Annotated in this window: 26 protein-coding genes; all 26 read right to left on the bottom strand. The window is 47.5% G+C overall.

From position 1 onward, the window contains the following. Positions 1–7: 7 nt before the first annotated feature. Complete coding sequence (locus tag H70357_RS20625) at positions 8–883, bottom strand: MinD/ParA family protein (RefSeq protein ID WP_038593478.1); 876 nt, start codon at positions 881–883, stop codon at positions 8–10. Continuing rightward, complete coding sequence (flhF, locus tag H70357_RS20630) at positions 883–2,313, bottom strand: flagellar biosynthesis GTPase FlhF (protein ID WP_038593480.1); 1,431 nt, start codon at positions 2,311–2,313, stop codon at positions 883–885. Before flhF ends, H70357_RS20625 begins: the two co-directional genes overlap by 1 nt. Beyond that, positions 2,310–4,343, bottom strand: coding sequence for a flagellar biosynthesis protein FlhA (flhA, locus tag H70357_RS20635; RefSeq protein WP_038593482.1), 2,034 nt, complete (start codon positions 4,341–4,343; stop codon positions 2,310–2,312). The genes flhF and flhA overlap by 4 nt, the downstream gene beginning before the upstream one ends. A 20-nt stretch (positions 4,344–4,363) precedes the next feature. Beyond that, positions 4,364–5,458 carry a flagellar biosynthesis protein FlhB gene (flhB, locus tag H70357_RS20640; protein WP_038593485.1) on the bottom strand — a complete coding sequence of 365 codons (1,095 nt, stop codon included), beginning with the start codon at positions 5,456–5,458 and terminating at the stop codon, positions 4,364–4,366. 22 nt (positions 5,459–5,480) lie between these two features. Continuing rightward, the gene (gene fliR, locus H70357_RS20645) at positions 5,481–6,266 is read right to left on the bottom strand and encodes a flagellar biosynthetic protein FliR (RefSeq protein WP_038600090.1); all 786 of its coding nucleotides are present in this window, start codon (positions 6,264–6,266) and stop codon (positions 5,481–5,483) included. Between the two features lie 10 nt (positions 6,267–6,276). Beyond that, positions 6,277–6,546: a flagellar biosynthesis protein FliQ gene (fliQ, locus tag H70357_RS20650; RefSeq protein ID WP_038593488.1), complete on the bottom strand. Its 270-nt coding sequence runs from the start codon at positions 6,544–6,546 to the stop codon at positions 6,277–6,279. A gap of 22 nt (positions 6,547–6,568) precedes the next feature. Then, complete coding sequence (gene fliP, locus H70357_RS20655) at positions 6,569–7,336, bottom strand: flagellar type III secretion system pore protein FliP (protein ID WP_038593491.1); 768 nt, start codon at positions 7,334–7,336, stop codon at positions 6,569–6,571. Further along, entirely contained in the window at positions 7,333–7,860 is a 528-nt protein-coding gene (locus tag H70357_RS20660; RefSeq protein ID WP_038593494.1) for a flagellar biosynthetic protein FliO, read from the bottom strand. The genes fliP and H70357_RS20660 overlap by 4 nt, the downstream gene beginning before the upstream one ends. A 9-nt stretch (positions 7,861–7,869) precedes the next feature. Beyond that, complete coding sequence (locus H70357_RS20665) at positions 7,870–8,235, bottom strand: response regulator (protein ID WP_019910416.1); 366 nt, start codon at positions 8,233–8,235, stop codon at positions 7,870–7,872. A 26-nt stretch (positions 8,236–8,261) separates the two neighbouring features. Beyond that, entirely contained in the window at positions 8,262–9,572 is a 1,311-nt protein-coding gene (fliY, locus tag H70357_RS20670) for a flagellar motor switch phosphatase FliY (protein ID WP_038593497.1), read from the bottom strand. Further along, positions 9,562–10,560 (bottom strand): flagellar motor switch protein FliM, encoded by a 999-nt coding sequence (gene fliM, locus H70357_RS20675; RefSeq protein ID WP_038593500.1) that lies wholly within the window; start codon positions 10,558–10,560, stop codon positions 9,562–9,564. Before fliM ends, fliY begins: the two co-directional genes overlap by 11 nt. 39 nt (positions 10,561–10,599) lie before the next feature. Next, positions 10,600–11,067 carry a flagellar basal body-associated FliL family protein gene (locus H70357_RS20680; protein WP_038593503.1) on the bottom strand — a complete coding sequence of 156 codons (468 nt, stop codon included), beginning with the start codon at positions 11,065–11,067 and terminating at the stop codon, positions 10,600–10,602. Further along, positions 11,064–11,288, bottom strand: a complete 225-nt coding sequence (locus tag H70357_RS20685) for a flagellar FlbD family protein (protein ID WP_038593507.1) — start codon at positions 11,286–11,288, stop codon at positions 11,064–11,066. The genes H70357_RS20680 and H70357_RS20685 overlap by 4 nt, the downstream gene beginning before the upstream one ends. An 84-nt stretch (positions 11,289–11,372) precedes the next feature. Further along, positions 11,373–12,191 carry a flagellar basal body rod protein FlgG gene (gene flgG, locus H70357_RS20690; RefSeq protein ID WP_038593510.1) on the bottom strand — a complete coding sequence of 273 codons (819 nt, stop codon included), beginning with the start codon at positions 12,189–12,191 and terminating at the stop codon, positions 11,373–11,375. Positions 12,192–12,314: 123 nt separating this feature from the next. Then, positions 12,315–12,698 carry a TIGR02530 family flagellar biosynthesis protein gene (locus H70357_RS20695; protein ID WP_038593513.1) on the bottom strand — a complete coding sequence of 128 codons (384 nt, stop codon included), beginning with the start codon at positions 12,696–12,698 and terminating at the stop codon, positions 12,315–12,317. Continuing rightward, entirely contained in the window at positions 12,695–13,183 is a 489-nt protein-coding gene (gene flgD / locus H70357_RS20700) for a flagellar hook assembly protein FlgD (protein ID WP_038593518.1), read from the bottom strand. Before flgD ends, H70357_RS20695 begins: the two co-directional genes overlap by 4 nt. 28 nt (positions 13,184–13,211) lie before the next feature. Continuing rightward, positions 13,212–14,846, bottom strand: a complete 1,635-nt coding sequence (locus tag H70357_RS20705) for a flagellar hook-length control protein FliK (protein ID WP_038593521.1) — start codon at positions 14,844–14,846, stop codon at positions 13,212–13,214. A gap of 23 nt (positions 14,847–14,869) precedes the next feature. Beyond that, positions 14,870–15,817, bottom strand: a complete 948-nt coding sequence (locus H70357_RS20710) for a MotE family protein (RefSeq protein ID WP_052092157.1) — start codon at positions 15,815–15,817, stop codon at positions 14,870–14,872. Between the two features lie 18 nt (positions 15,818–15,835). Further along, positions 15,836–16,279: a flagellar export protein FliJ gene (fliJ, locus tag H70357_RS20715; protein WP_038593525.1), complete on the bottom strand. Its 444-nt coding sequence runs from the start codon at positions 16,277–16,279 to the stop codon at positions 15,836–15,838. 6 nt (positions 16,280–16,285) lie between these two features. After that, on the bottom strand, positions 16,286–17,599 hold the full coding sequence (fliI, locus tag H70357_RS20720) for a flagellar protein export ATPase FliI (protein ID WP_038600094.1): 1,314 nt from the start codon (positions 17,597–17,599) through the stop codon (positions 16,286–16,288). Continuing rightward, positions 17,592–18,446, bottom strand: coding sequence for a FliH/SctL family protein (locus tag H70357_RS20725; RefSeq protein ID WP_038593528.1), 855 nt, complete (start codon positions 18,444–18,446; stop codon positions 17,592–17,594). Before H70357_RS20725 ends, fliI begins: the two co-directional genes overlap by 8 nt. Continuing rightward, on the bottom strand, positions 18,439–19,455 hold the full coding sequence (gene fliG, locus H70357_RS20730) for a flagellar motor switch protein FliG (protein ID WP_038593531.1): 1,017 nt from the start codon (positions 19,453–19,455) through the stop codon (positions 18,439–18,441). Before fliG ends, H70357_RS20725 begins: the two co-directional genes overlap by 8 nt. Positions 19,456–19,459: 4 nt before the next feature. Beyond that, complete coding sequence (gene fliF / locus H70357_RS20735; protein ID WP_038593534.1) at positions 19,460–21,049, bottom strand: flagellar basal-body MS-ring/collar protein FliF; 1,590 nt, start codon at positions 21,047–21,049, stop codon at positions 19,460–19,462. Positions 21,050–21,084: 35 nt separating this feature from the next. Then, entirely contained in the window at positions 21,085–21,393 is a 309-nt protein-coding gene (gene fliE, locus H70357_RS20740; protein ID WP_038593537.1) for a flagellar hook-basal body complex protein FliE, read from the bottom strand. Positions 21,394–21,423: 30 nt separating this feature from the next. Then, a complete protein-coding gene (gene flgC, locus H70357_RS20745; protein ID WP_038593540.1) occupies positions 21,424–21,870 on the bottom strand; it encodes a flagellar basal body rod protein FlgC in 447 nt (148 codons plus the stop codon). Positions 21,871–21,876: 6 nt separating this feature from the next. Further along, complete coding sequence (gene flgB, locus H70357_RS20750) at positions 21,877–22,284, bottom strand: flagellar basal body rod protein FlgB (protein WP_038593543.1); 408 nt, start codon at positions 22,282–22,284, stop codon at positions 21,877–21,879. Positions 22,285–22,484 lie beyond the last annotated feature (200 nt).

A 22,484-nucleotide genomic window follows, 5' to 3' on the forward strand; every position in this document is an offset into this window, starting at 1 on the left:
ACAATTATTATTTACGCTTCAACCACCTGTTGATAAATCCCTTTATGCCCTCTACCTTGCTTGGTTCCGCTGAATCCGCGGCCAAATAGTTTTGGGCAAGCCGCTGTACATCTTTGGCTGCTGCACTGTTCGGAAAAGCCACTGAGAATGGAACTTGTTTCTTAACTGCCTGAACAACATGTGCATCACTACTCATATATCCTAGAAACGGAATATCTAATTGTAAAAAGCGGCTTGCCGCCATGCGGATTTTGTCGCTGGTTGCTTTCGCTTCCCTCTCGTCTCCTGCTTGGTTCACAATCAGTCTAAAGGAAGTTTCGGGAAAGGAATTGTGCACTACCTTCATCAATGCATATGCATCAGTTATAGCTGTAGGCTCAGGGGTTGTTACCACAAGGCAATCATCCGCCGAGCTAATAAATTTGAGCGTTTCTTTGGAAAGTCCTGCCCCCGTATCGAACAGGATAAAATCCATAGTATCAGCAATTTGCGCAATCTGTGTTGTAAAGTAATTCAAATCTGATTCCGAGAGAGAAAACAGCTCATCCATACCCGATCCGCCTGCAATGAATTGTAGACCGCCTGGGCCCGTCTGAATAATTTGTCCGATATCCGCCTCTCTTTTCAGCAGATGGTACAAATTATATTTAGAAGAGACACCCATTAGCACGTCTATATTGGCCATTCCGATATCGGCGTCGAACAATAGTACCTTACGGCCCATTGCCTTCAGCGCTAATGCAAAGTTCAGCGTGAAATTCGACTTTCCGACACCGCCTTTTCCACTGCATACAGTGATGATTCTGGCGGAAACCCCGTCTTTGGGCACGAGTTTGGTGTCCTTGTTGGACACTAGCTGTCTCAAGGACTGCGCCTGATCCATTACGCCCCTCCTGTTCCCAGCAACATCCCTGATAGCTGCTCATTGGTAGCCATTAGCAGGTCATCTGGCACATTCTGGCCATTCGTTATATAAGACAGCATAAGAGGGAAGTCATTCAGAACATTAAATAACGGACCATAGCTTCCTGTCTCGTCCAGCTTTGTGAAGATAACCTTGTCAAGCTGATAACGGCCGAAATGCTCGGCGATCGTCTTCATATCGCGGCTTTTAGAGGTTAGGCTGAGTACAAGGAAAGTTTCACTCTTAAGTTCCTTGGCCAGCAGGCTCTGAAGTTCAGCGACGAGCATCTCATTACGGTAATTCCGGCCTGCCGTATCCATCAAAACGAGGTCACAGCTCTCCAGGCGGAACAACGCTCTTTGCAAATCTCCCGGGGATTGAACAACCTCCAGCGGAATATTCAGTATCGATGCATACGTACGCAGCTGCTCCACCGCGGAAATCCGGTAAGTGTCGGAGGTAATGAGGCCAACCTTCCTGCCTTGTTTAAACAGCTGCTCTGCCGCCAGCTTAGCGATTGTTGTTGTTTTGCCCACTCCGGTTGGCCCGGCAATGTAAACAATCCGCGTATCCGCCGCAATTCCGTTTGCAATACGGCCTGACAAAAATTCATCCACCTGAGCTTTCAGCATTTCACCGAATTGATCAGGTGCTCCGATACGCCCCTCATCATTCCAGCGGGTAAACACATTGCTGATCCATTCCTCCACCAGCACCGGGTCAGTCTCCTGGTCCAGTAAACGGATCTTAAGCTGTTCCAGCTGCTCGGGCAATTCCACTCCGCTTGAAGAGTAGCGGGCGATACGTTCCATCCAGTGCTTCATGTCCCTGATTTCGCGAAGGACATCACTTTCCGCTACCGAGACTGCGGGCGGATTGGGTTCAGCACCAAAGTTCTCGTAAAGTGCCGTGACCGAACCAGGCTGTTCCTTCGGAGCAGAGGCCTGCATTGCATATGCAAGCTCTCTATCCAATTCCTCTTTCTGTTCCTCAACAGCAGTTACGGTTGCGGTTGCAGTTGAAGGCAGAACGGCTACATTCTCTCCTGCCTCAGCAATCCCGGAGGCTTCCGATATGGCAGCGGCAATTTCAGCAAAGCTCCGGCCAGCCGCAGGCTCCTTCGTGAGCGATGCTGACGGCGATGATGCTGTGGCGGCTTTCTGATAGGCCTGTGGCACTGCGCTACGCGGAACATTCAGCGATTGTACAGGAGCCTTTTCAGGTACAGCCGGCTTCCGCACCTCTTCCACTGCGGCTACAACTTCAATTTTTTTCTTTTTAAACATGCCCATAAATCCGCCGACTTTAACTTCCTTGGTGCTTAGGATGACGGCATCGCTTCCTAGCTCGCTGCGGATGGAATGCATGGCGTCAGGCATCGTATCGACCACATAACGCTTCACTCTCATAAGTTCACCACTCCAACGCTTTGAATTTCGATATTAGGTTCCAGTTCGCTGTAGGACAACACCGGAATATCCTGCATCGTCCGCTCAATAACCTGCCGCAAATACATACGTATGGTCGGTGAAGTCAGTACGATAGGCTGCTGCCCGGACTGAAGCAAACGGTTGATCTGTTCCGTAAGCCGCTGGTACACGGTTTGTGTCGAAACCGGATCCAGTGCCAGATAGCTGCCCTGTTCCGTTTGCTGCACACTTTCGGAAATTTTCTTCTCCAAGTTAGGTCCGACAGTAATTACACGCAGCGTCTCTCCCACTTGGGAAAATTGCTGTGTAATCTGTCTCGACAACGACTGGCGGACATACTCGGTCAGGATATCAGGATCTTTGGTGTAAGTACCATAGTCTGCCAGCGTTTCGAAGATCGTCACCAGATCGCGGATCGAAATCTTTTCACGCAGCAGCTTGCCGAGCACCTTCTGAACATCACCAATTGCCAGTACCGAAGGAATAAGTTCATCAACCAGCACGGGGTAATTCTCCCGGAGATTGTCGACCAGCTGTTTGGTTTCCTGACGTCCTAGCAGCTCATGCCCATGACGTTTGATCAGCTCCGTCAAATGCGTAGCAACCACGGAAGGCGGATCAACTACGGTGTAGCCGGATAATTCCGCCCGTTCTTTCACCGATTCGTCAATCCAAAGTGCCGGAAGTCCAAAAGATGGTTCAACAGTCTCAATACCGTTTATAGATTCATCATCATAACCGGGACTCATGGCAAGATAGTGATTAAGTAATAATTCACCACCGCCGACATTATTCCCTTTAATTTTTATGACATATTCATTCGGTTTTAGCTGAATATTGTCGCGAATACGAATAACAGGCACCACAAGTCCCATTTCTAGGGCACATTGCCGTCTAATCATGATAATTCTGTCGAGTAAATCTCCGCCCTGACCTGTATCGGCCAGAGGAATAAGTCCGTAACCGAACTCAAATTCAATGGGATCCACTGTAAGCAAGTTTATGACGCTCTCCGGACTCCGCACTTCTTCAATCTGCTTCTCCTCAACCAGTTGTTCCTCGGCAATCTGTTTTTGGTTTGCCTTCTGGCCCATGCTGTAAGCCGCATATCCCATGAGTGCTGCCAGGGGCAAGGTAGACATTACTGTAATCGGAGTGAAGAATCCAAGGAAGGCAATTGTCGCCGCAACGATATACAAGAGCTTCGGATAGGACAATAATTGGCCTGTCAAATCCTCTGCCAGGTTCCCTTCTGACGCCGCCCGTGTAACGATCAAACCGGAAGCGGTTGAAATGAGCAAAGCAGGAATTTGGCTGACCAGTCCATCACCAATTGTCAGTACGGAATATGTCGAAAGTGCATCCTGAAACGACAGTCCATGAATAGTCATCCCGATGACGAAACCGCCGATCAGGTTGATCAGCAAGATGATGATACTGGCAATTGCGTCACCTTTCACGAATTTACTCGCACCATCCATTGATCCGAAGAAGTCAGCTTCGCGTTCAACATTCCGGCGGCGTTCCCGTGCCTGCTGTTCATTAATCATCCCTGCATTCAAATCAGCATCAATACTCATTTGTTTACCGGGCATCGCGTCCAATGTAAACCGGGCGCCTACTTCAGCAACACGTTCCGAACCTTTGGTAATAACAATGAACTGCACAACAACCAGAATTAGAAAGACGATGAATCCGATAGCGATTTGTCCCCCGGCAATCCAGCTGCCGAACGTGGCAACAACTTCACCCGCATGACCATCCTTAAGGATCAGCTTAGTAGTGGAAATGTTGAGTGCGAGACGGAATAACGTTGTGATCAACAGCAAAGAAGGGAAAATCGAAAATTGCAGCGGATCCTTTGTATTCATTGCGACCAAAATAATGGTTAGTGCTATCGAAATATTGACAATCAGCAGTACATCCAGAAGCCAGACCGGGATGGGCAGAATCATCATAAGCACAATACCGATAACGCCCAGTAGAACTGTTAGATCTTTAGCTTTCAATGTCCTTTACCTCCCCCGGCTTATCTCCTCTTACCTTTAAGCTTGTATACATAGGCCAGCACTTCGGCAACCGCCTGGAACAGATCGGCAGGAACGACATCGCCAATTTCTGCTCTTTGGAATAATGCCCGTGCCAGCGGCTTGTTCTCCATAGTCACAACACCATGCTCCTTAGCCAGCTCTCGAATGCGGAGCGCCACATAATCCTGGCCTTTGGCTATAATCTGCGGAGCCTCCATTTTGGAACCGTCATATTTAAGGGCAACGGCAAAGTGCGTAGGATTCGTAATGATCACATCCGCCTTTGGCACTTCCTGCATCATCCGCTGCATTGCCATTCGGCGTTGGCGCTCCCTGATCTTTCCTTTAATTAAGGGATCGCCCTCCATCTTTTTGTATTCATCTTTAATGTCCTGCTTGGACATTTTCAGACTTTTTTCATGTTCGTACTTCTGGTACATATAATCGAGAACTGCCATAATAAACAATACAGCTGCTATTTTGATGCCAAGATTCATGGTCATCTTTGCAGTGAAACGGTATACACCCTCCGCATTCACATGTGAAAGAGCGGCAAAACTCTCTTTCTCTCCCCAAAGCGTGCTGTAAACCAGATAGGCAATCAGCACCAGTTTAAAGACCGATTTCAGGAATTCCACAAACGAACGCATGGAAAATATATTTTTGAACCCTTTGATTGGATTAATCTTGCTGAACTTAGGCGTAATCCCCTCACCTGAGGCCATAAAGCCAACCTGTGCAAAATTCACGACTAGTGCGAGTAAGAAGGTAATCCCGAGCAGCGGGGCCAGCAGAATCAGTATCTGCAGACCATACTCGTTGAACATCTTGGACACATTTTCCGCTGTTACTTCCATCATCATGCGATTCTGAAAAACATCCAAATACAAACTCATAAAACGTTCTTTCATGAAACTTCCGAACATCGTCAGACTAAGCAGCGCCGAAAACAATACAACCGCACCGGAAAGTTCGGCACTTTTGGCTACCTGACCCTTTTTACGGGCATCCTGACGTTTTTTCGGGGTGGCTTTCTCTGTCTTGTCCCCCCCAAAATGCTGAAGATCCAATTTATATCGTTTCGGCTTCGGCATTACACTCTCTCCTTACAGTCACCTAAGGACTCTTCCCCATAAGCCCCAGCAAATTTTGCATGGACTCAAACATAATGTCGAAGAGATTCTGGAACAACGCAGCCAGACTCGGCATCAGAATAAGAAGCAGCGCGAGACCTATAATAATTTTGAGCGGTACCCCGATGACGAATACATTATATTGCGGAGCGGTTCTTGCCAGAAAGGCTAAACCGATATCCGTAAGAAACAGCGCGGTAACCAAAGGTGCCGACATTTGAAAGGCCAGCATAAAAGATTGGGCAAAAGAGCGGACCAGAAATTCTGAAAGGCTGCCATTGATCATTTTGACAAACAAATCGTTGTCTAGAGGTACCCAGTTATAGCTGTATACGATCGCATTCAGCAAGTAATGATGTCCATTCATGCTCAGAAACAGCAGCAGGGCAATCATGTACTTAAAGTTACCTATGATTGGGGCTGATGCTCCAGTCATTGGGTCAATGACGTTGGCAATCCCAAATCCGATTTGAATATCAATGAAGGATCCGGCCGTCTGAATCGTCATAAACATCAGATAGCCGATGAACCCGAGCAGCAAACCTATCAACGCTTCCCTGGCCACTAGCAGAATGTAGGTGAGGTCCTGCGGAACAACAATGCCGGTCCCCCTTGAGCTGAAGACAACTAAGGCGACAAAAAAGGACAATCCAATTTTGAAAGTTGCCGGCAGACTCTGAGAAGAAAACACTGGTATTACAACAAAAAAGGCGGAAATTCGACAAAAAATCAACAGAAAGACGGGAAAACTTTGCAGAAGGGTCTCCATATCCATAGTCTTAACCGATATACATGTAGAGACTGCCCAATATTTGACTGGTGAAGTCTACCAGCTTCGTAATGATCCAAGGGCCGAACAGCAGTAATGCAAGCAGTACGGCGACGATTTTGGGAACGAACGCAAGCGTCTGCTCCTGAATCTGGGTTGTAGCTTGGAAAATACTGACTATCAGTCCTACCACCAGACCAAGAATCAGCATGGGAGCGCTTGTTTCCAGCACCAAATATACGGCTTGGCCGGCTAGACCGATAATAAACTCCGTATTCATCCCTTATGCCTCCTCTTATACGTCAGGTGTTAAAACTCATCAGCAGTGATTTTACAACTAAGTACCAGCCGTCTACCAGTACGAAGAGCATTATTTTGAACGGTAATGAAATCATGACCGGAGGCAGCATCATCATCCCCATGGCCATCAGTGTACTCGAAACTACAATATCAATGATCAGAAAAGGTATAAAAATCATGAAGCCCATTGTAAACGCCTTTTTCATTTCACCAATGGCAAAAGCCGGCACCATCACTGTCAACGGAATATCATTGTACGTGGCGGGTTTGACCGTGGCATTGTTGCCCGTGTAATTCATAAACAAAAGCAGATCTTTGGTGTCCGTCTGTTTGAACATGAATTCCTTCATCGGTTCGGCTGCTTTATTAAGCGCTTCGGACTGAGTTAAGGTACCTTTCATGTACGGCTGCAGCGCCGTTTCATTCACCTGTGCAAGTGTAGGCGACATTATGAAGAGAGTAAGAAAAAGCGCCAATCCTACAAGCACTTGGTTCGGAGGCATCTGCTGTGTACCGAGTGAGGTTCTGACAAAACCCAATACGATGACGATCCGTGTGAAGCTGGTCATTAGAACTAGAAAAGCCGGGGCTACACTCAGAACTGTCACAAGTAGCAGAATAGAGATGGAACTGGTACCCCCGCTGCTTGAGCCGTTACTGTCGCCTACTTGAATATTAATGTTCGGTATAGGATCAGCGTGTATCGGATGCAAAAGCAAAACACTGAACATACCGAGCAGCAGAAATGAAAGAATCAGCTTTTTTTTCATAAATCCCTCGACTCATCTTTAAGTGCATCATCCCGGAGAAGCTCTTCCATCTTTTCGTTGCGCTCAGGTGCAAGTGCAAGCTTGGATTGCAGGGTCTCATAAAAAGAGGATGTTTCACTAAGTTCGATTTCCTGAGATGGAACCTCACCGCGCACCTTGGCTTTGATTTTGGAAATGAGCGGCACCAGAAAGTTGTTCTGTCCTGACGACTCTTCTTCAAACGTAGAAATGATAAGTGCCACTTCCGCCGGGTCCGTGATTTTATCCAGCATGGATATATTCTCACCGACCCCGATCATGTAAAGGCTGCCGCCGATTTCAATAATCTGCACAGACTTATTGGGGCCCAGTCCGAGCGCACCCAGCGTTCGGATGGAGCGCCCGCTCATTAACGTCTGATTGCGGCGGCCAAGAAAACGGATCAGCAGCACTATAAGAATGACGATTGCCGCAAGGACAAAAATAACGTTGAGCAAATTCAGCAGGGGATTACTGTTTCCCAGCGGTTCGCTGTTAGCCGGCATGTCTGATTCCTACACGCCCAGCGTTTTATTGATCGCTTCAATAACACGGTCTGCCTGGAACGGTTTAACGATAAAGTCCTTGGCACCCGCTTGAATCGCGTCAATGACCATAGCCTGCTGACCCATGGCTGAACACATGATGACCTTGGCATTGGCATCTACTTTTTTGATTTCTTTAAGGGCGGCAATTCCGTCCATTTCAGGCATGGTAATATCCATCGTGATCAGATCCGGACGCAGTTCTTTAAACTTCTCAATAGCCTGCGAACCGTCCTGGGCTTCACCCACTACCTCAAATCCGTTCTTTGACAAAATATCCCGGATCATCATTCTCATAAATGCTGCATCGTCCACGATTAGAATTCGGTTAGCCATTTTTAAAAAATCCTCCCTAAGTATGCTTATTGTAATTTTTGAATTCGGTCCCACTGGCTGACGATATCCGTAACGCGAACACCGAAGTTTTCGTCGATAACTACGACTTCACCCTTGGCAATGAGCTTGTTGTTCACCAGAATGTCAACAGGCTCACCAGCCAGCTTGTCCAGCTCGATAATCGAACCTTGCGACATTTCCAGAATATCTTTGATCTGCTTCTGGGTCCTTCCTAATTCTACGGTCACTCTCAGTGGTATGTCCATCAATAAATTTAAATTATTTTCATCAATATTGCCAAAGGCTCCTGCGCTAAGATTAGCGAATTGAACAGGCTGTACATTTACATTGCGTCCAGGAGGCGGCGCCTGCGGTGGAACCTGTCCGTAAGGCACTCCCTGCGGCGGTACTCCATATGGCGGCACGCCCGGCATTCCATAAGCGGGCATTCCTGCCGGTGGATAATAATAGCCTCCTTCAGGCATCCCCGGATAAGGCGGCATTCCCTGCGGCGGATATTGCGGCGGCACTTCACCAGGTCCAGGCGGTGTCTGCTGCACTGGAGGGGCTGCAGGAGCCTGGGCAGGTGCAGATGCAGGCGCTGGTGCAGCAGACTTATCCGCTGTCGACACAGCCGCCTCCTGATCCGCCTGGCTGACATCTCCGAGCAGCATGCTGACCATATCCTTGGCGAACTGAACCGGCAAAAGCTGCATAATCGTGGAGTCGATAAGATCCCCGATCTTCAGACGGAAGGAAATTTGAATCAAGGTTTCGTCATCCGGAAGACTGCCTACCCCTTCTCCACTCGACATATTCAGGATGTCGATTCCCGGAGGCGAGATGTTGACGAACCGGTTGAAGATCGTTGACATGGAGGTAGCAGATGAGCCCATCATCTGGTTCATTGCTTCCTGCACGGCGCTGATATGAATTTCATTCAGCTCTTCATCCTTCGGTTCTCCTTCACCGCCAAGCATTAAGTCGGCAATGACTTGCGCATCCCTGATTTTGATTACCAATGAGTTAATGCCTTGAAAACCATCCACGTACTGTACATGTACGGCAACATGAGGTTTAGGAAAAGCTTCCTCAAACTGTCCGCGGGTAATGATGGACACTTGCGGAGTCGTAATATCAACCTTCTTACCCAGCAAAGTGGAAAGTGCAGTCGCTGCACTGCCAAAAGTAATATTGCCGATTTCCCCCAGCGCATCCTGCTCAAATGGTGTCAGGTAATCATCAACTGTCTTTTCCTGTGGTTCCATTGAGCCTTCCGCGGACTGTCTGAGAAGAGCATCGATCTCTTCTTGGGATAAATAGTCTTTACTCGTCAAACTCTTCAGCTCCTTCACTGACAATCTCGTCTATTTGCACAGCTACACGCTCTTTAATCATCCCTGGACTTCCAATGAATTTCAGCTTGTCCCCTACTTTGATCGACAGCCCGGAATCCACGGTCTTATTGAGAGAGATTACGTCGCCGACGCTAAGCCCGAGAAATTCAGCTATGGATAACCTGGATTCGCCCAGCTCTGCAACTATAGGCAGCTGCGCCCTGTGAACTCTCGAACGGATAGATTCAAGTTCAACCTCGTCCCGCACCTTCTTCTCAGAAACAAACCATTGGTGTACGGACAGCCTTGTCATAATCGGCTCCAGTACGACATGAGGGATACATAGATTGATCATCCCGGTAGTGTCGCCTATTTTGGTGCTTAACGAGATCAGCGCAATCGTTTCATTCGGTGATACAATCTGCATGAATTGCGGGTTCGTCTCCAGAGCTTCCATCCGTGGATTAATATCCAGAACCGTCTTCCAGGCTTCCTGTAGACTTTCAAAGCATCTGCTGAAAATCCTCTCCATGATGGTTGTTTCAATTTCGGTCAGTGCATTAATCTTGCTTGGTGCTGTTCCAAAACCGCCCAGCAGCCTATCGAGCATGGCAAAGGCAATATTCGGATGCACCTCCATGACCATTCGTCCCTCCAGCGGTTCCGCTTCGAAAATATTCAGAATCGTCATTTTTGGAATGGAACGGATGAACTCATCATAAGGGAGCTGCTCTACTTGTACGACACTGATCTGCACAAAGGTACGCAATTGGGCCGAAAAGTACGTCGTAAGATAGCGGGCAAAGTTATCATGAATCCGCGTAAGACTGCGGATATGATCTTTCGAGAAGCGTACGGCCCGTTTGAAATCGTAAGAGCGGATTTTTTTCTGGGTTTCTTCTTTTTTAAGTTCGTCGGCATCCATTTCACCGGATGAAAGTGCGGCAAGCAGAGCATCAATTTCATTTTGTGATAGTACATCAACCAATTCAATCACCCCCCATCAAACAATTAAACCCGCCAGCAGCTAAATAGAAGCCATAATGAATTTAGTGAATTCGATTTGGGTTATAGACCCTTCAGTCAAATTCTTGTTGATTATATTCACCAGCTTGCTGCTGATTTGATCTTTGCCGCTAGCACCATTCAGATCCTCTGGTTTGGTATCGGCAATCGCCTTAATAATTAGCGGCGTGATCTTAATAGCTTTTATCTTTTCGAATTCTTCCTTGGACTTCGCTGTATCCAATTGGAACGCGATGTCTACTGAAAGGATGTAATCGGGATCGGCAAGATTAGTTTTGATATCGGTGATTTGCGCCGTCAGTTCGACGATTTGATCAGCACTCATTCTGTTGGTTTCCACATTTTGAACTGCTGCTTTCACATCATTCGCATCGCTTGGGAAGATCTTATCCATTAGTAAAAATGCAGCTACTACGATGAGTGTTACCGCAAGTAAAATTGTAATGAGCCACGGCATCATCTTTTTCATGAGAGCTCCTCCATAGACTGGACTTTAATGGTGGCAGCATATGTGCCTATGTCCCTGTTATAATCTCGGATCTTACGTATGACCTCGTCGGCTTTTTCAAGCACGATCAGTCTTTTTCCGGTTACCAGTGTAATGTAAGTATCCGGGCCTTCCTCTACCATTTCTACCAGCAAAGCATTTAAAAACATTGGCGTTCCATTCAATCTTGTTACCGAAATCATAACAGGCCTCCTAACAAAAATAGGGGGAGGAGTTCCTCCCCCAAGACTTCACAATACAGCAAGTTTATGATTATGGTTTAAAAATTAACGCTTGAGGTTAACAACTTCCTGAAGGACTTCATCAGAAGTTGTAATAATCCGTGAGTTCGCCTGAAAGCCGCGCTGGGTTACGATCATTTCAGTAAACTCACCCGTCAGATCAACATTGGACATTTCCAGCTGACCGGAGACGATTTTCCCTGTACCTGCTTCCGCATCATTCGGAGTCGTTATCACAAGCTCACCGTCGGCATTCGCATTCAGTGTCATGCGGTACAGATTGCCGCCGATTTTCTCCAAACCTTGCGGATTGCTTACTTTAGCCATACCGATTCTAACGCCCGGCTCAGTTGTTCCGTCAGCCATCGTCTGTACGATGGTGCCGTCGCTGGAGATTGAGAACGCCGTTACTTCCGCTGCAAGTTGAATAGCCTCGCCATCGGAATTCAGAACATGCAATCCATCGGAAGTGATCAGGTTGCGGGCTGCATCCATATGGAAATCACCGGCACGGGTCAGAAAAGGGGTCTCCTGATCATCCGAAAGTCTAACCACGAAGAAGCCGTCTCCGTCAATCCGCAGGTCGGTAGGGTTGTTGGTAGTCATGGCACTGCCCGCCAGATGCATGGTGTCTACGGAACCGATGCTTACTCCAAGGCCAATCTGCTGCGCATTGACCCCGCCCTGACCGCCTTCAACCGGAGCAGTAACGCCTGATACGGTTTGGCTCATGATGTCCTTGAACATTACGCGGCCCGATTTGAAACCGACTGTGTTCACATTGGCGATGTTATTGCCGATGACATCCAGCTTGGTTTGAAATCCGCGCATACCTGAAACACCTGAATACATAGATCTTAACATGATTAATATCCTCCCGGATTATAGAGTCAACTGACCCATAATTTATAATGTAATTCATAATTGAGCTGTAGACACGTCAGTCGGTCGGCGTCTACTCCGGCTCTCCCGATAGGACCGGCCGGTTTACGAGATAATAACTGCACTATCAATTTGTGTGAACACATTGTCCTTCATAGAGCTTCCATCCATAGCCGTGACTACAGTACGATTAGGCACACTGACGATTAGAGCCATATCCTTCATTAATATCAAGGATTCTTTGCTGCCCTTGGCTGCAGCTTTATCCACTGCCGAAGAGATCTCATCCAATTGACGGGTTCCAAGTTCAATCCCCCGTTGCTCCAGTCGTTTCGCGGCATGATTGCTGAATTTCAGTAAATTCCGCTGAAGCACACTTTCAAATGAAGCTTCTGTTTTGACCGTATTCTTTGCTGCCTGCTGTCGCTGTAGAGCCTGCGGATGTACACTTGAGGGATACAGTTGTCCTATTGTCAACCTTTCGCTCATATTGTCCCCCCGCTCTCCCCGGCGTCGTCTTGAGTCTTGTCGCTCACAGTTTCTACTTTAGATGCTGCATTCTGGATTTGTGTAATGTCGGTTAAAGCAATTCGCTCAGTCCCTACAACTGCATATTGCACACCCTTATTGACAACGATGGATTCCACATTGCCTGTCTTTGGAAGTTTGGTTTCCGTATCAGTCCAGGTTATATCCTTGCCGATCAATCCGGAGACCGAACCAAGCGACTGACTCATAGCCGTCATTTGGGTCGAAATATTCATAAGTTGCTCTACCGATGAGAATTGAGCCATCTGGGCGATAAATTCTTTATCCTCCATAGGCTGCGTGGGATCCTGATTCTGCAATTGAGTCATGAGGATTTTCAAGAACTGATCCTTGCCCAGGACGGAGCTGCCTGTTGTTTTCTTGCTGCTGTCAGGAACTACATAATTCCATTGATCTTTGGTAGTTATCGGAGTCGTTGATTCCATTTCATTTCACCTCACTTTTTTCAAAATATTAAGCTTTGGCTGAGAAGCCTCCGCCTTCGTTACGGATATCCTCCTGGCCGTTTGCTACCCAATCCTTCCATTCCCCATTAAGCTCTGCGGCAAGCACCGCATCAGCAATTTCCTCACGACGTTCCTTGGAGCGACCATCCTGCTGTTGCCCTCCGGAAGCCGATTGACGTCCCTGCTGCCCGTTGAACTGGGAAAGAAGCGCTGAATTCTGCGAAACTTCCAATTTCTCGACCTGAAGTCCTTGAGATTGCAATGCGCTGCGCAATTGACTCATCTGCTGCTCAAGCATATCTTTGGCTCCGGAATGCTCAGTCAAGAACTGGGCAATCAAATTGCCGTTTTGCATCGTAATCTTAACATCTACTTGTCCCAAATTTTCCGGAAAAAGCGTAATTGTAGCTTCAGCTACCCCACCTTTTTTTAGAATTTCAAGTTTCCCCGTGATCATTTTGTCCATTTCTTGAGCAAATTGATGAACGGGCACTTGGACTGTCGTTGCCTTCAACGGCGCTGTAATACCGCCTCTAAGCGACAATTGTCCTGCAGTCACGACATTGTTCTCATCTGCAGTCCCATTGATCTCGGGCAAAGCTTCTTCTAAGATTCCGGCTGGTTTAACCTCCGCTCCAGTCTTGGAGGCCGGTGTTATGATCACCTCTGCCTCAGCAGCACCTGTATTTGTTACAGGCGTAAGCGGATCTGCGCTCTCAACGTTAGCGGCAGTTGTGGCGGCAGCAATGCCGGCAGTTTGTACAGGTGCCTTAGCTTCAAAATGATTTACAGGCCTGTTATTCTCAGCCATTGCCTGTTGTTTCAAAGTCACAGCAGGAGTATTGCTAAGGATTGTTGCCTCTACCGTTTTGGCTTTATTGTCCGGTATAGAAGTTTCTGCCCGAGTTAACTCTTTAGCAATAACGTTATTTTCTACGGCTGATGCCTCCGCATGGATAACTGGTTTTGACTTAAGTTTACTCTCAGAAACGGCAGCTTGGGACATAATGACCGTGAACTCGTTCAACAGCTCAATACCCTCGGCCGCATTTTTTTCATTCCCGGTAACGGACGACTGCTGAATCAGATTCACTAGACTAGTAAGGTCATCCTGAACAACAAAACGCACAGTCTCTGAATTCTGGGCAAGCGGAGATAAGCCCGATGCAGGGTCGATGTCCATGTTTGCTGCACCAGTCTCAGCAGGGTTGTTACTGCCGGACAGCAGTGCCGATACCTGAATCAGCCAGCCTTGCAGGGCAGCGAGCAAAGCAGGGTCAGCGCTGATGTTGTCATCCAGCTTCTCAATATCCTGCAAAAGCCCTTCCAGCTGCTTAGAACTCTCGGAACTTTCTGCATCCTTACCGCCCAGCGATTGACCAGCTTCTTCCCCCGTTGAGCTTGCGCTATTCAGCAAACCCTGAAGCAATGAAGCCAGATTGCCCAGTAAAGGCGTCTCTGTTTCCTTTGCAGTTCCTCCAGTCATACTCTGAACTAGAGTCTGGGCAAAAGGCATTGCCGTTGTTGTTCCGTTTGCAGCAGCTGCTCCACCAAGAGCTGAAACTGCTCCGGTTGCAGCAGAAGAAGTTCCTGCCGATGTTGTCAGGTTACCGCCAGAAAGTGATGGAACGACTAAACTCATTATTTTTCACCTCCTTTCAAGTGTTATTTACCACCCATCAGCCGATTTACAATTTTGGCAGTTTGAGCGCTATTTTTCTTCGTCATCTCGCCTAAGATCGAGGATCTTACACTGTCGCTCACCGTATTCAATATCGTAATCACCTTATCAGGGCTAATACTGTACATGGAACCAAGCAAGGTTGCCGCTTCTGTCGCAGGCATGGACGTGAATGTCTGGCTGAGCTTGTCCTTATTGAGATTAGCGCTTGAAGTTGTTTTAGCCACACTAGCCTCATTCTGCTTCAACCTCGATTGAAGGGCTGCAATAGCCATATCGGTAGAATCCGTCGTTTCTTTTAGCTTAATCGAGACATCTGCAGCCTTTTTAGGATCCATTTTTTCCAGAATCGCTGTTTTGCTGGCTTTACTCATGGCGCTGAAAACTTGAACCATTTCTTCAGTAGTTAAATTCTCCATAATCGGAGCTGCCTTGGAGGCTTTCATTCCCGCATACAGCTTGGCTAATTCAGCGACCTTCACTTCATACGGATCTTCCGTCTCCTCAGGAGCAACCTCCGCAGCTGCAGCTTCTTCCTTCATACCGTCAATCTGCTTTTGGAGCGCCTGAACCTGTGTTTCCTGAGTCGTTTTTTCTTCGGTCACCTGCTGCAGCTGTTTGGCCTGCTCAGCAACCTGAGCCTTAAGTTTTTTGATCGTTGTTTCCGAACTTGCCTCCTGCTCTTCGCTTTGCGCTTCAGGATCAGTAGCAGTCTCGCTCCCCGGTTCGGCAGGAGGATCAGGAATCACCTTTTCGATAAAAGGGATCTTGTTTCCGATTGCCAGCACGTTGTTGCGGATATCCATATTAAATAGAGTCAACAACACACCAAGCAGTACGAGAGTGAATATGATCGGAATCATTAAGAACAAAAACCGCTCGAATTTACCTGCTGACTCTTCATTTTCAAATTCCATATCATTGTTAGCCACTAGCGGAAACCTCCCGGGTTAGAGGGATTTCATCGCGAAGCGGACGGTAGCCATCTCATCCAGTTCGTTTTGTTCCCGTAAAATCATATTCTGCTGAAATATAGTTTGAGCCTTGTCTTTGGCTTTCAGCCAGACCTTCTCGTCAAGGACCTTAGTGCTAAGATGATCCTGCTTATGCTGCACCTCTACATGAGCCCGGCGGATATCCAAATGCTTGCGGGCGATACAGGTATCCAGATAATCCATGTAATCCTGCATCTCTCGAATCTTGGCCATCGGTGTCTTTTGTTCGGCTGCACTTTGCAGGGACAGCATCAGTGTGCTGCGCTGAGAGATTAATTCATCAAGACTTTTTTCCTGGGCTTGCAATTCTCCGAGCGCACTTGAAAGCATCCACTCTGCCTGTGTTTTTTCGTTGCCTTTCAAGTCCACAACTTTTTGAAAAGTATAATGGAACCTCACTGCTGATCAACTCCTCGAGAACTGTGAAATTAATGATTGTTGAACCTCGGCCAGCGTCACTTTTTCGTTAACTTTCTGTTTCGTGAAATCCCAGATGCTGTCGATATAATGCATCGACTCATCAATCTGGGCATTGGAGCCTCTCTGATAGGCACCGATATTGATCAAGTCTTCTGAATCCTTATATACCGCCATAAGTCGTTTTACATTCTCGGCCGCGTCAATTTGCTCCTCGGGAGCAATATCCTTCATTACACGACTGATGCTGGCCAGTACATCAATTGCAGGAAAGTGACCTTTATTGGCGATATTCCGGTTTAGCACAATATGTCCGTCGAGTATACCCCGCACAGCATCGGCAATGGGTTCATTCATATCGTCACCGTCAACCAGCACTGTGTAAAAAGCGGTAATGGAACCCGTTGGCCCTGTTCCCGCCCGTTCCAGCAGCTTGGGCAGACTGGCAAATACGGAAGGGGTGTAACCTCTCATTGCAGGAGGTTCGCCTACCGCCAGCCCTACTTCGCGCTGTGCCATGGCGTAACGTGTTACCGAATCCATCATCAGCATCACATTCAGTCCCCGGTCGCGGAAATATTCAGCAATCGTTGTGGCGATCAGCGCACCTTTGATCCGTATGAGTGCCGGCTGGTCGGATGTGGCAACAATAACTACTGAGCGCTGCAGACCTTCAGGCCCTAAATCACGTTCAATGAAATCCAGCACTTCCCTGCCCCGCTCACCGATAAGGGCAATCACATTCACGTCCGCCGAAGTATTGCGGGCGATCATGCCCATTAGAGTACTCTTACCGACGCCGGACCCTGCAAAAATCCCTACCCGCTGACCTTTACCGATCGTAAGCAGACCGTCGATCGCCCGGACGCCAATACTGATGGGCTCATGCACCCGGGGACGGTTCAGCGGATTGGATGGAATATTGAAGGTTGAGCTATGCGGCATCCGGGCCGGAATCAGTGAGCCGTCAAGCGGCTGGCCCAATCCATCCAGCACCTTGCCAAGCAGTTCGGAACCAACCTGAACGCTCAGCGGTTTGCCTGTACCTACAACATCACAGCCGGGGCCTATCGCCTGCAATTCTCCAAGAGGCATCAGCAGCACTTTATTATCGCGGAAGCCAACAACCTCAGCCTGCAGCGGCTTATTGCCTTTTGAAGGATAGATGTAGCAGACATCACCGATGCTGGCATCCGGCCCTTCTGACTCAACCATCAGCCCGATCACCTGGGTAACCTTCCCGTTAATTCTTACAGGATCGAAATTACGCAGCTGTTCTTTATATCGCCCACTGTCAAGCATCGCCTTCCCCATTTCTGTGCTCCTCGGTGTCCAATGCGATTCGAACCAGCTCTTTCTTGATTTCTGCAAGCTGAGTGTCGATTCGTGCATCAATGCTGCCGAAGGAAGAGCGGATCACACACCCAAGATCCTTAACTGTGGAATCAGGCAGGATTTGCAGTTCGGCCTGCGAATCCACCGCCAGCGCCAATTCTTCCCTGGCCGCATTGACGAAAGCGAACTGCGCAGGTGAAACGCAGAGGGAGATAAGTCCCTGCTCACGTTTGCGGGCCAGATTCTTGCGGATCAGATCCAGTGCGAACTGCGGTTCAACCGTCAGCTGCTTGTCCACAATTTTCTCGGCGATACTGCAGCTAAGCTCCACCAGGAAAGGTTCAGCTTCCTGAATAATGACGTCTCTCCCGCGATATGCTTCTTGAAGAACATTACGTGCTTCCTCCATCATCTCCGCAAGCTTTTGCACCATATCCTGTTCAGCCTGTGTGACGCCTTCCTGATACCCTTGCTGAAACGCATCCGCCTTGATAGCTTCTATAAGATGCTCATCCTGCTCCCTGCGCTGCCGCCACCATTCCTCAGCTTCATTCCGTGCCGATTCCACAATATTCTCAGCTTCCTGCGATGCGTTCCGGACCTGTCCTTCAGCGAACTCCTGGGCGTCCTTCAGCATTTGCTTGCGTGCTTGCTCTGCCTCTTCACGGGCCGGGTCCTGATATTGAACCTCTCCTGCTGCTGCTGTTTCTTCATGAGCCGGTTCTTCTACAAGCCCTGCATGCTGCCTGGCTTGTTCCAGCCGCTTAAGCACATCTACGGGAACATATTGAGAATGTTTAATCAGCTTAGACAATGATGTCATCTCCTCCACCACGGGCGATGATAATTTCACCTGACTCTTCGAGTCTGCGGATCGTGCCTACAATGCGGGTCTGTGCTTCCTCAACATCACGCAACCGCACTGGACCCATATATTCCATTTCCTCGCGGAAGCTTTCGGCCATCCGTTTGGACATGTTGCGGAAAATAACATCGCGTACTTCTTCGCTGGCCACTTTGAGTGCAAGCTGTAAATCCGCATTCTCGATATCTTTGATAATGCGCTGGATGGAACGGTTGTCGACATTGACAATATCCTCGAATACGAACATCCGTTTTTTGATCTCTTCGGCCAGCTCCGGATCCTGTATTTCCAGGGAATCCAGAATCGTTCGTTCCGTCCCCCGGTCAACACCGTTCAGGATCTGTACGATAGATTCGATACCGCCTGCATTCGTATAATCCTGCGTTACTGTTGCAGAAAGCTTCTGCTCTAGCACGCGTTCGATTTGCGTAACGACCTCTGGTGAAGTACTATCCATAATCGCGATTCTTCTCGCAACTTCAGCCTGCTTCTCTTGTGGCAACGAAGAAAGAATGGAAGCTGCCTGCTCAAACTGCAGATAAGATAATACAAGGGCAATAGTTTGTACATTTTCATTCTGGATAAAGTTTAATATTTGATGCGGATCAGCTTTGCGTGCAAAATCAAAAGGTCTGACTTGCAGCGTTGCCGTCAGGCGGTTAATGACCTCCATAGCCTTGGTTGAACCAAGCGCTTTCTCCAGAATCTCCTTGGCGTAGTTAATACCGCCTTGAGAGATATATTCCTGAGCGAGGCATATTTGGTGAAACTCGGACATGATCGACTCTTTCTCGCCGCTATCCACCTTACGGACATTGGCTATCTCCAGAGTCAGTTGCTCAATTTCCTCGTCTCTTAGATGTTTGAATATTTGTGCCGATACCTCAGGGCCTAGTGTGATAAGCAGGATCGCCGCTTTTTGACGGCCGCTGAGACCCTGCTGGCTAGCTTTTGCCATTAGTTCACCTCTGTTCGTCTGCAAGCCATGTACGCAACAAGTTTACGAATTCATCCGGCTTTTTCTTTGCCAGACTTTCCAACTGCTTGCGAACCTGACTTTCATTCGTCACGCTCTCCAAGTTAATAGAAGGAAACTCGGTAGGAACCTGCAGCGGAATGTCTTCTTCCACTTCTTCTTCTTCTGTCTTCTTGCGGCTGCGGTAAATTAAGTATCCCCCGCCTGCGCCGACCAGCAATGCTGCCGCAGCAATGGCCCAAATCATCCACGTAGCAAGTCCGCCCGACCCTGTATCAGCAGCTGTATCTCCAAATTGTTGCGAGTATACCGAAACTTTTTTGGTCAAATCTGCGTCTGTATAAGTGACTCCTGAATCTGCTAGAGTAGCTCTTACAATATTGGTCAGAATATTCTTAATTGCTGCTGAAGTATTATCATCTAAAATATTTTGTCCTGTAGGTGGTTCAACCGCAACATTTATGGTTAAATCTTTTACAGTATACGGGCTAGCGATAATATCCTTGGTGATCCGGTTCACTTCGTAGTTTCGGGTCTCTGATGATTCTTCAGATGTAGAAGTGCCTGTATTAGTTCCAGATGGATAACCTGAGACATCTTCTGAGCCCGTACCCGCAACGCCTCCGGTAGTATTTCCTTGCCCCGAATAGGAATTGCTGATAATCTGCGAACTGATTTCAATCCCTTTCATATTCTCTGTATCTACCGGAGTAACAAGATCTTCTTTCCGGTTCTCTTTGTCAAAATTCAACTTAGAGAAGACAAGGACATCAACTTTATCCGGTCCTGTGAGCGTAGTTAGGAACTGTTTCACATTTTTCTTAACTTCTTCTTCAAATTTCTTTTGAAGAGCAAAGTTTTCTTCAACTTGGTTGGTAACCCCTGCCTGTCCGCCTTTAGCTGTCGGCATCAACTCGATCTCGTTATTTGCAATCGTGATGTTGTCAATCGGCAAATTCGGCACAGCAGTCTTTACAAGGTTGAAATAACCGTCAATATTGTCCTGTGATGGTCTAAATCCTGGATCAAAGGAAAGTACAACGGAAGCCGAAGCCTGCTCCTGACCCTCTTGAGCGGCAAAGACCGTCTCTTTGGGCAAATTAATCAGTACCTTAGCATCCTTGATTCCCTGCATCCGTCTCATCAGCTGTTCCACTTCACCATTTAAAGCATTGTTGTATTTAACATCAAACTCACTGTCCGTCGTACCGATCATCGACGAAGATTCGTCAAACACTTTATACCCGATGGAACCTCCCTGCACGATTCCCTGCGAGCCAATATCCACTTTAATGCGAGCGGCTTCTGTGCTTGGTACGGATATGCTGTGTCCATCCGGACTTAAACGGTATGAAATTCCTTTTGTATCCAGGTAAGTCATGACTCCAGCGGAGTCTGTGCTGTCCAGATCTCGAAATGCCACTTCATATTCCGTTTTCGAAAGCCTCATGGTCAAAACTACGATTATTAAAATAATGATAAACAATGTAGAAAAAAATAAAATCTTCTGTTTAGCGCTAAATCTGTTCCAATACTGGGTGATTTTCTCCCGGTACTGGGCCAATCGTTCATTCACAGTGTCACCCCATCCGAAACTAAGCTAAGGATTATTTAGATTTGAGTTCTCATAATTTCCTGATAGGCTTCGATCACTTTGTTCCGGACTTGTGTCGTCAGCTGCAAACTCAGCAATGCCTGCTGGGAAGAAATCAAAGCCTCATCAATGTTGACTTCTCCCAATACGAATTTATTATTCATATCCTTGGAATATTGCTCTTGCTCTGCCACTTGATTAAGTGCATCCTGCAGATAAGAACCAAAGCTTTGTTTGGAACCGCTAACCACTTCTGACTCAGCAGCTACTGGCTTCATAGCAAGCGGTTGAACAGCTTGGGCTCCGATAGTTAAATTCTGTATCAACTGTTTTCCTCCTAAGATGTCATTTCAAAATTACCGTCCAATTTCAAGCGCTTTGCTTACCATAGCCTTGGATGCGTTCAGCATCGTAACATTAGCTTCATAGGAACGGTAGGAAGAAAGCATATCCACCATTTCCTTCGTGACATCTACGTTAGGCATATACACATAACCTTCGGCATCCGCATCAGGATGGCTGGGGTTGTATACCGGCTTCATAGGTGAGGCATCATCAATAATCGACTGTACCTTAACCCCTTCGCTTTCACCATTCATCTTAGCATTCAATATGTTGGAAAAGCTTTTGTTCTCGGCTGTCTCCAGCACCACCAGCTTTCTCCGGTAAGGTACGGCTTTGCCGTCCACTACAGAGGCTCTGGTTGTTTCAGCATTGGCAATGTTGGAGGATATTACATCCATCCGCAGCCGCTGAGCGGTTAAAGCTGAAGCGCTTATTCCAAAACTGCTACCAAAATTCACTATTTGCTACCTCCCCTCAACTGCTGTGCGCATTTTAGTGATGTCACTGTTTATCAGATGTACATAAGAGTTGTACCGAAGCTGATTCTCGGCGCTTAACGCCATCTCGCGATCCATATCCACATTATTATCATTGTTGTTCATCGAGGTGGTGTGGTCTGTAGTGACTACTGCAGACGGAATGGCTGTAGCCGATCCGAATTGGAAATGGCGGGAATCCGATATCTTCGCGTTAAGCGTTGACTTCAGTCCACTTTCCTGTTGCCTAAGCAAACTTTCAAAAGAAACGTCGGAGCGTTTGAAATTCGGTGTGTCGTTATTTGCCACATTGTTGGCCAAAACACTTTGTCGTTTATTGGCGGCATCAATGCCTGCCTGTAGTCTTTGAAAACTGACATTGTTTAGCAAACCCATGCAAATCCCCCCCTTCCAAAGCTATCATAATGAAAAGAATTCCACAACTTCTTCCGAAATCCTGCTACTTTCGACAAATAAAGCTAAATTTTTAACTTTTTTATGTGATGCAGGTCGAAAGCTGTCGATGAAGATTTAAAATGTCAATCTCATATACATTGATTCTCTTAGAAATTGTATATTATTACAATAAGAAATAA

Origin of the sequence: Paenibacillus sp. FSL H7-0357, assembly GCF_000758525.1 — a bacterium.
Classification (GTDB): Bacteria; Bacillota; Bacilli; order Paenibacillales; family Paenibacillaceae; genus Paenibacillus_AQ.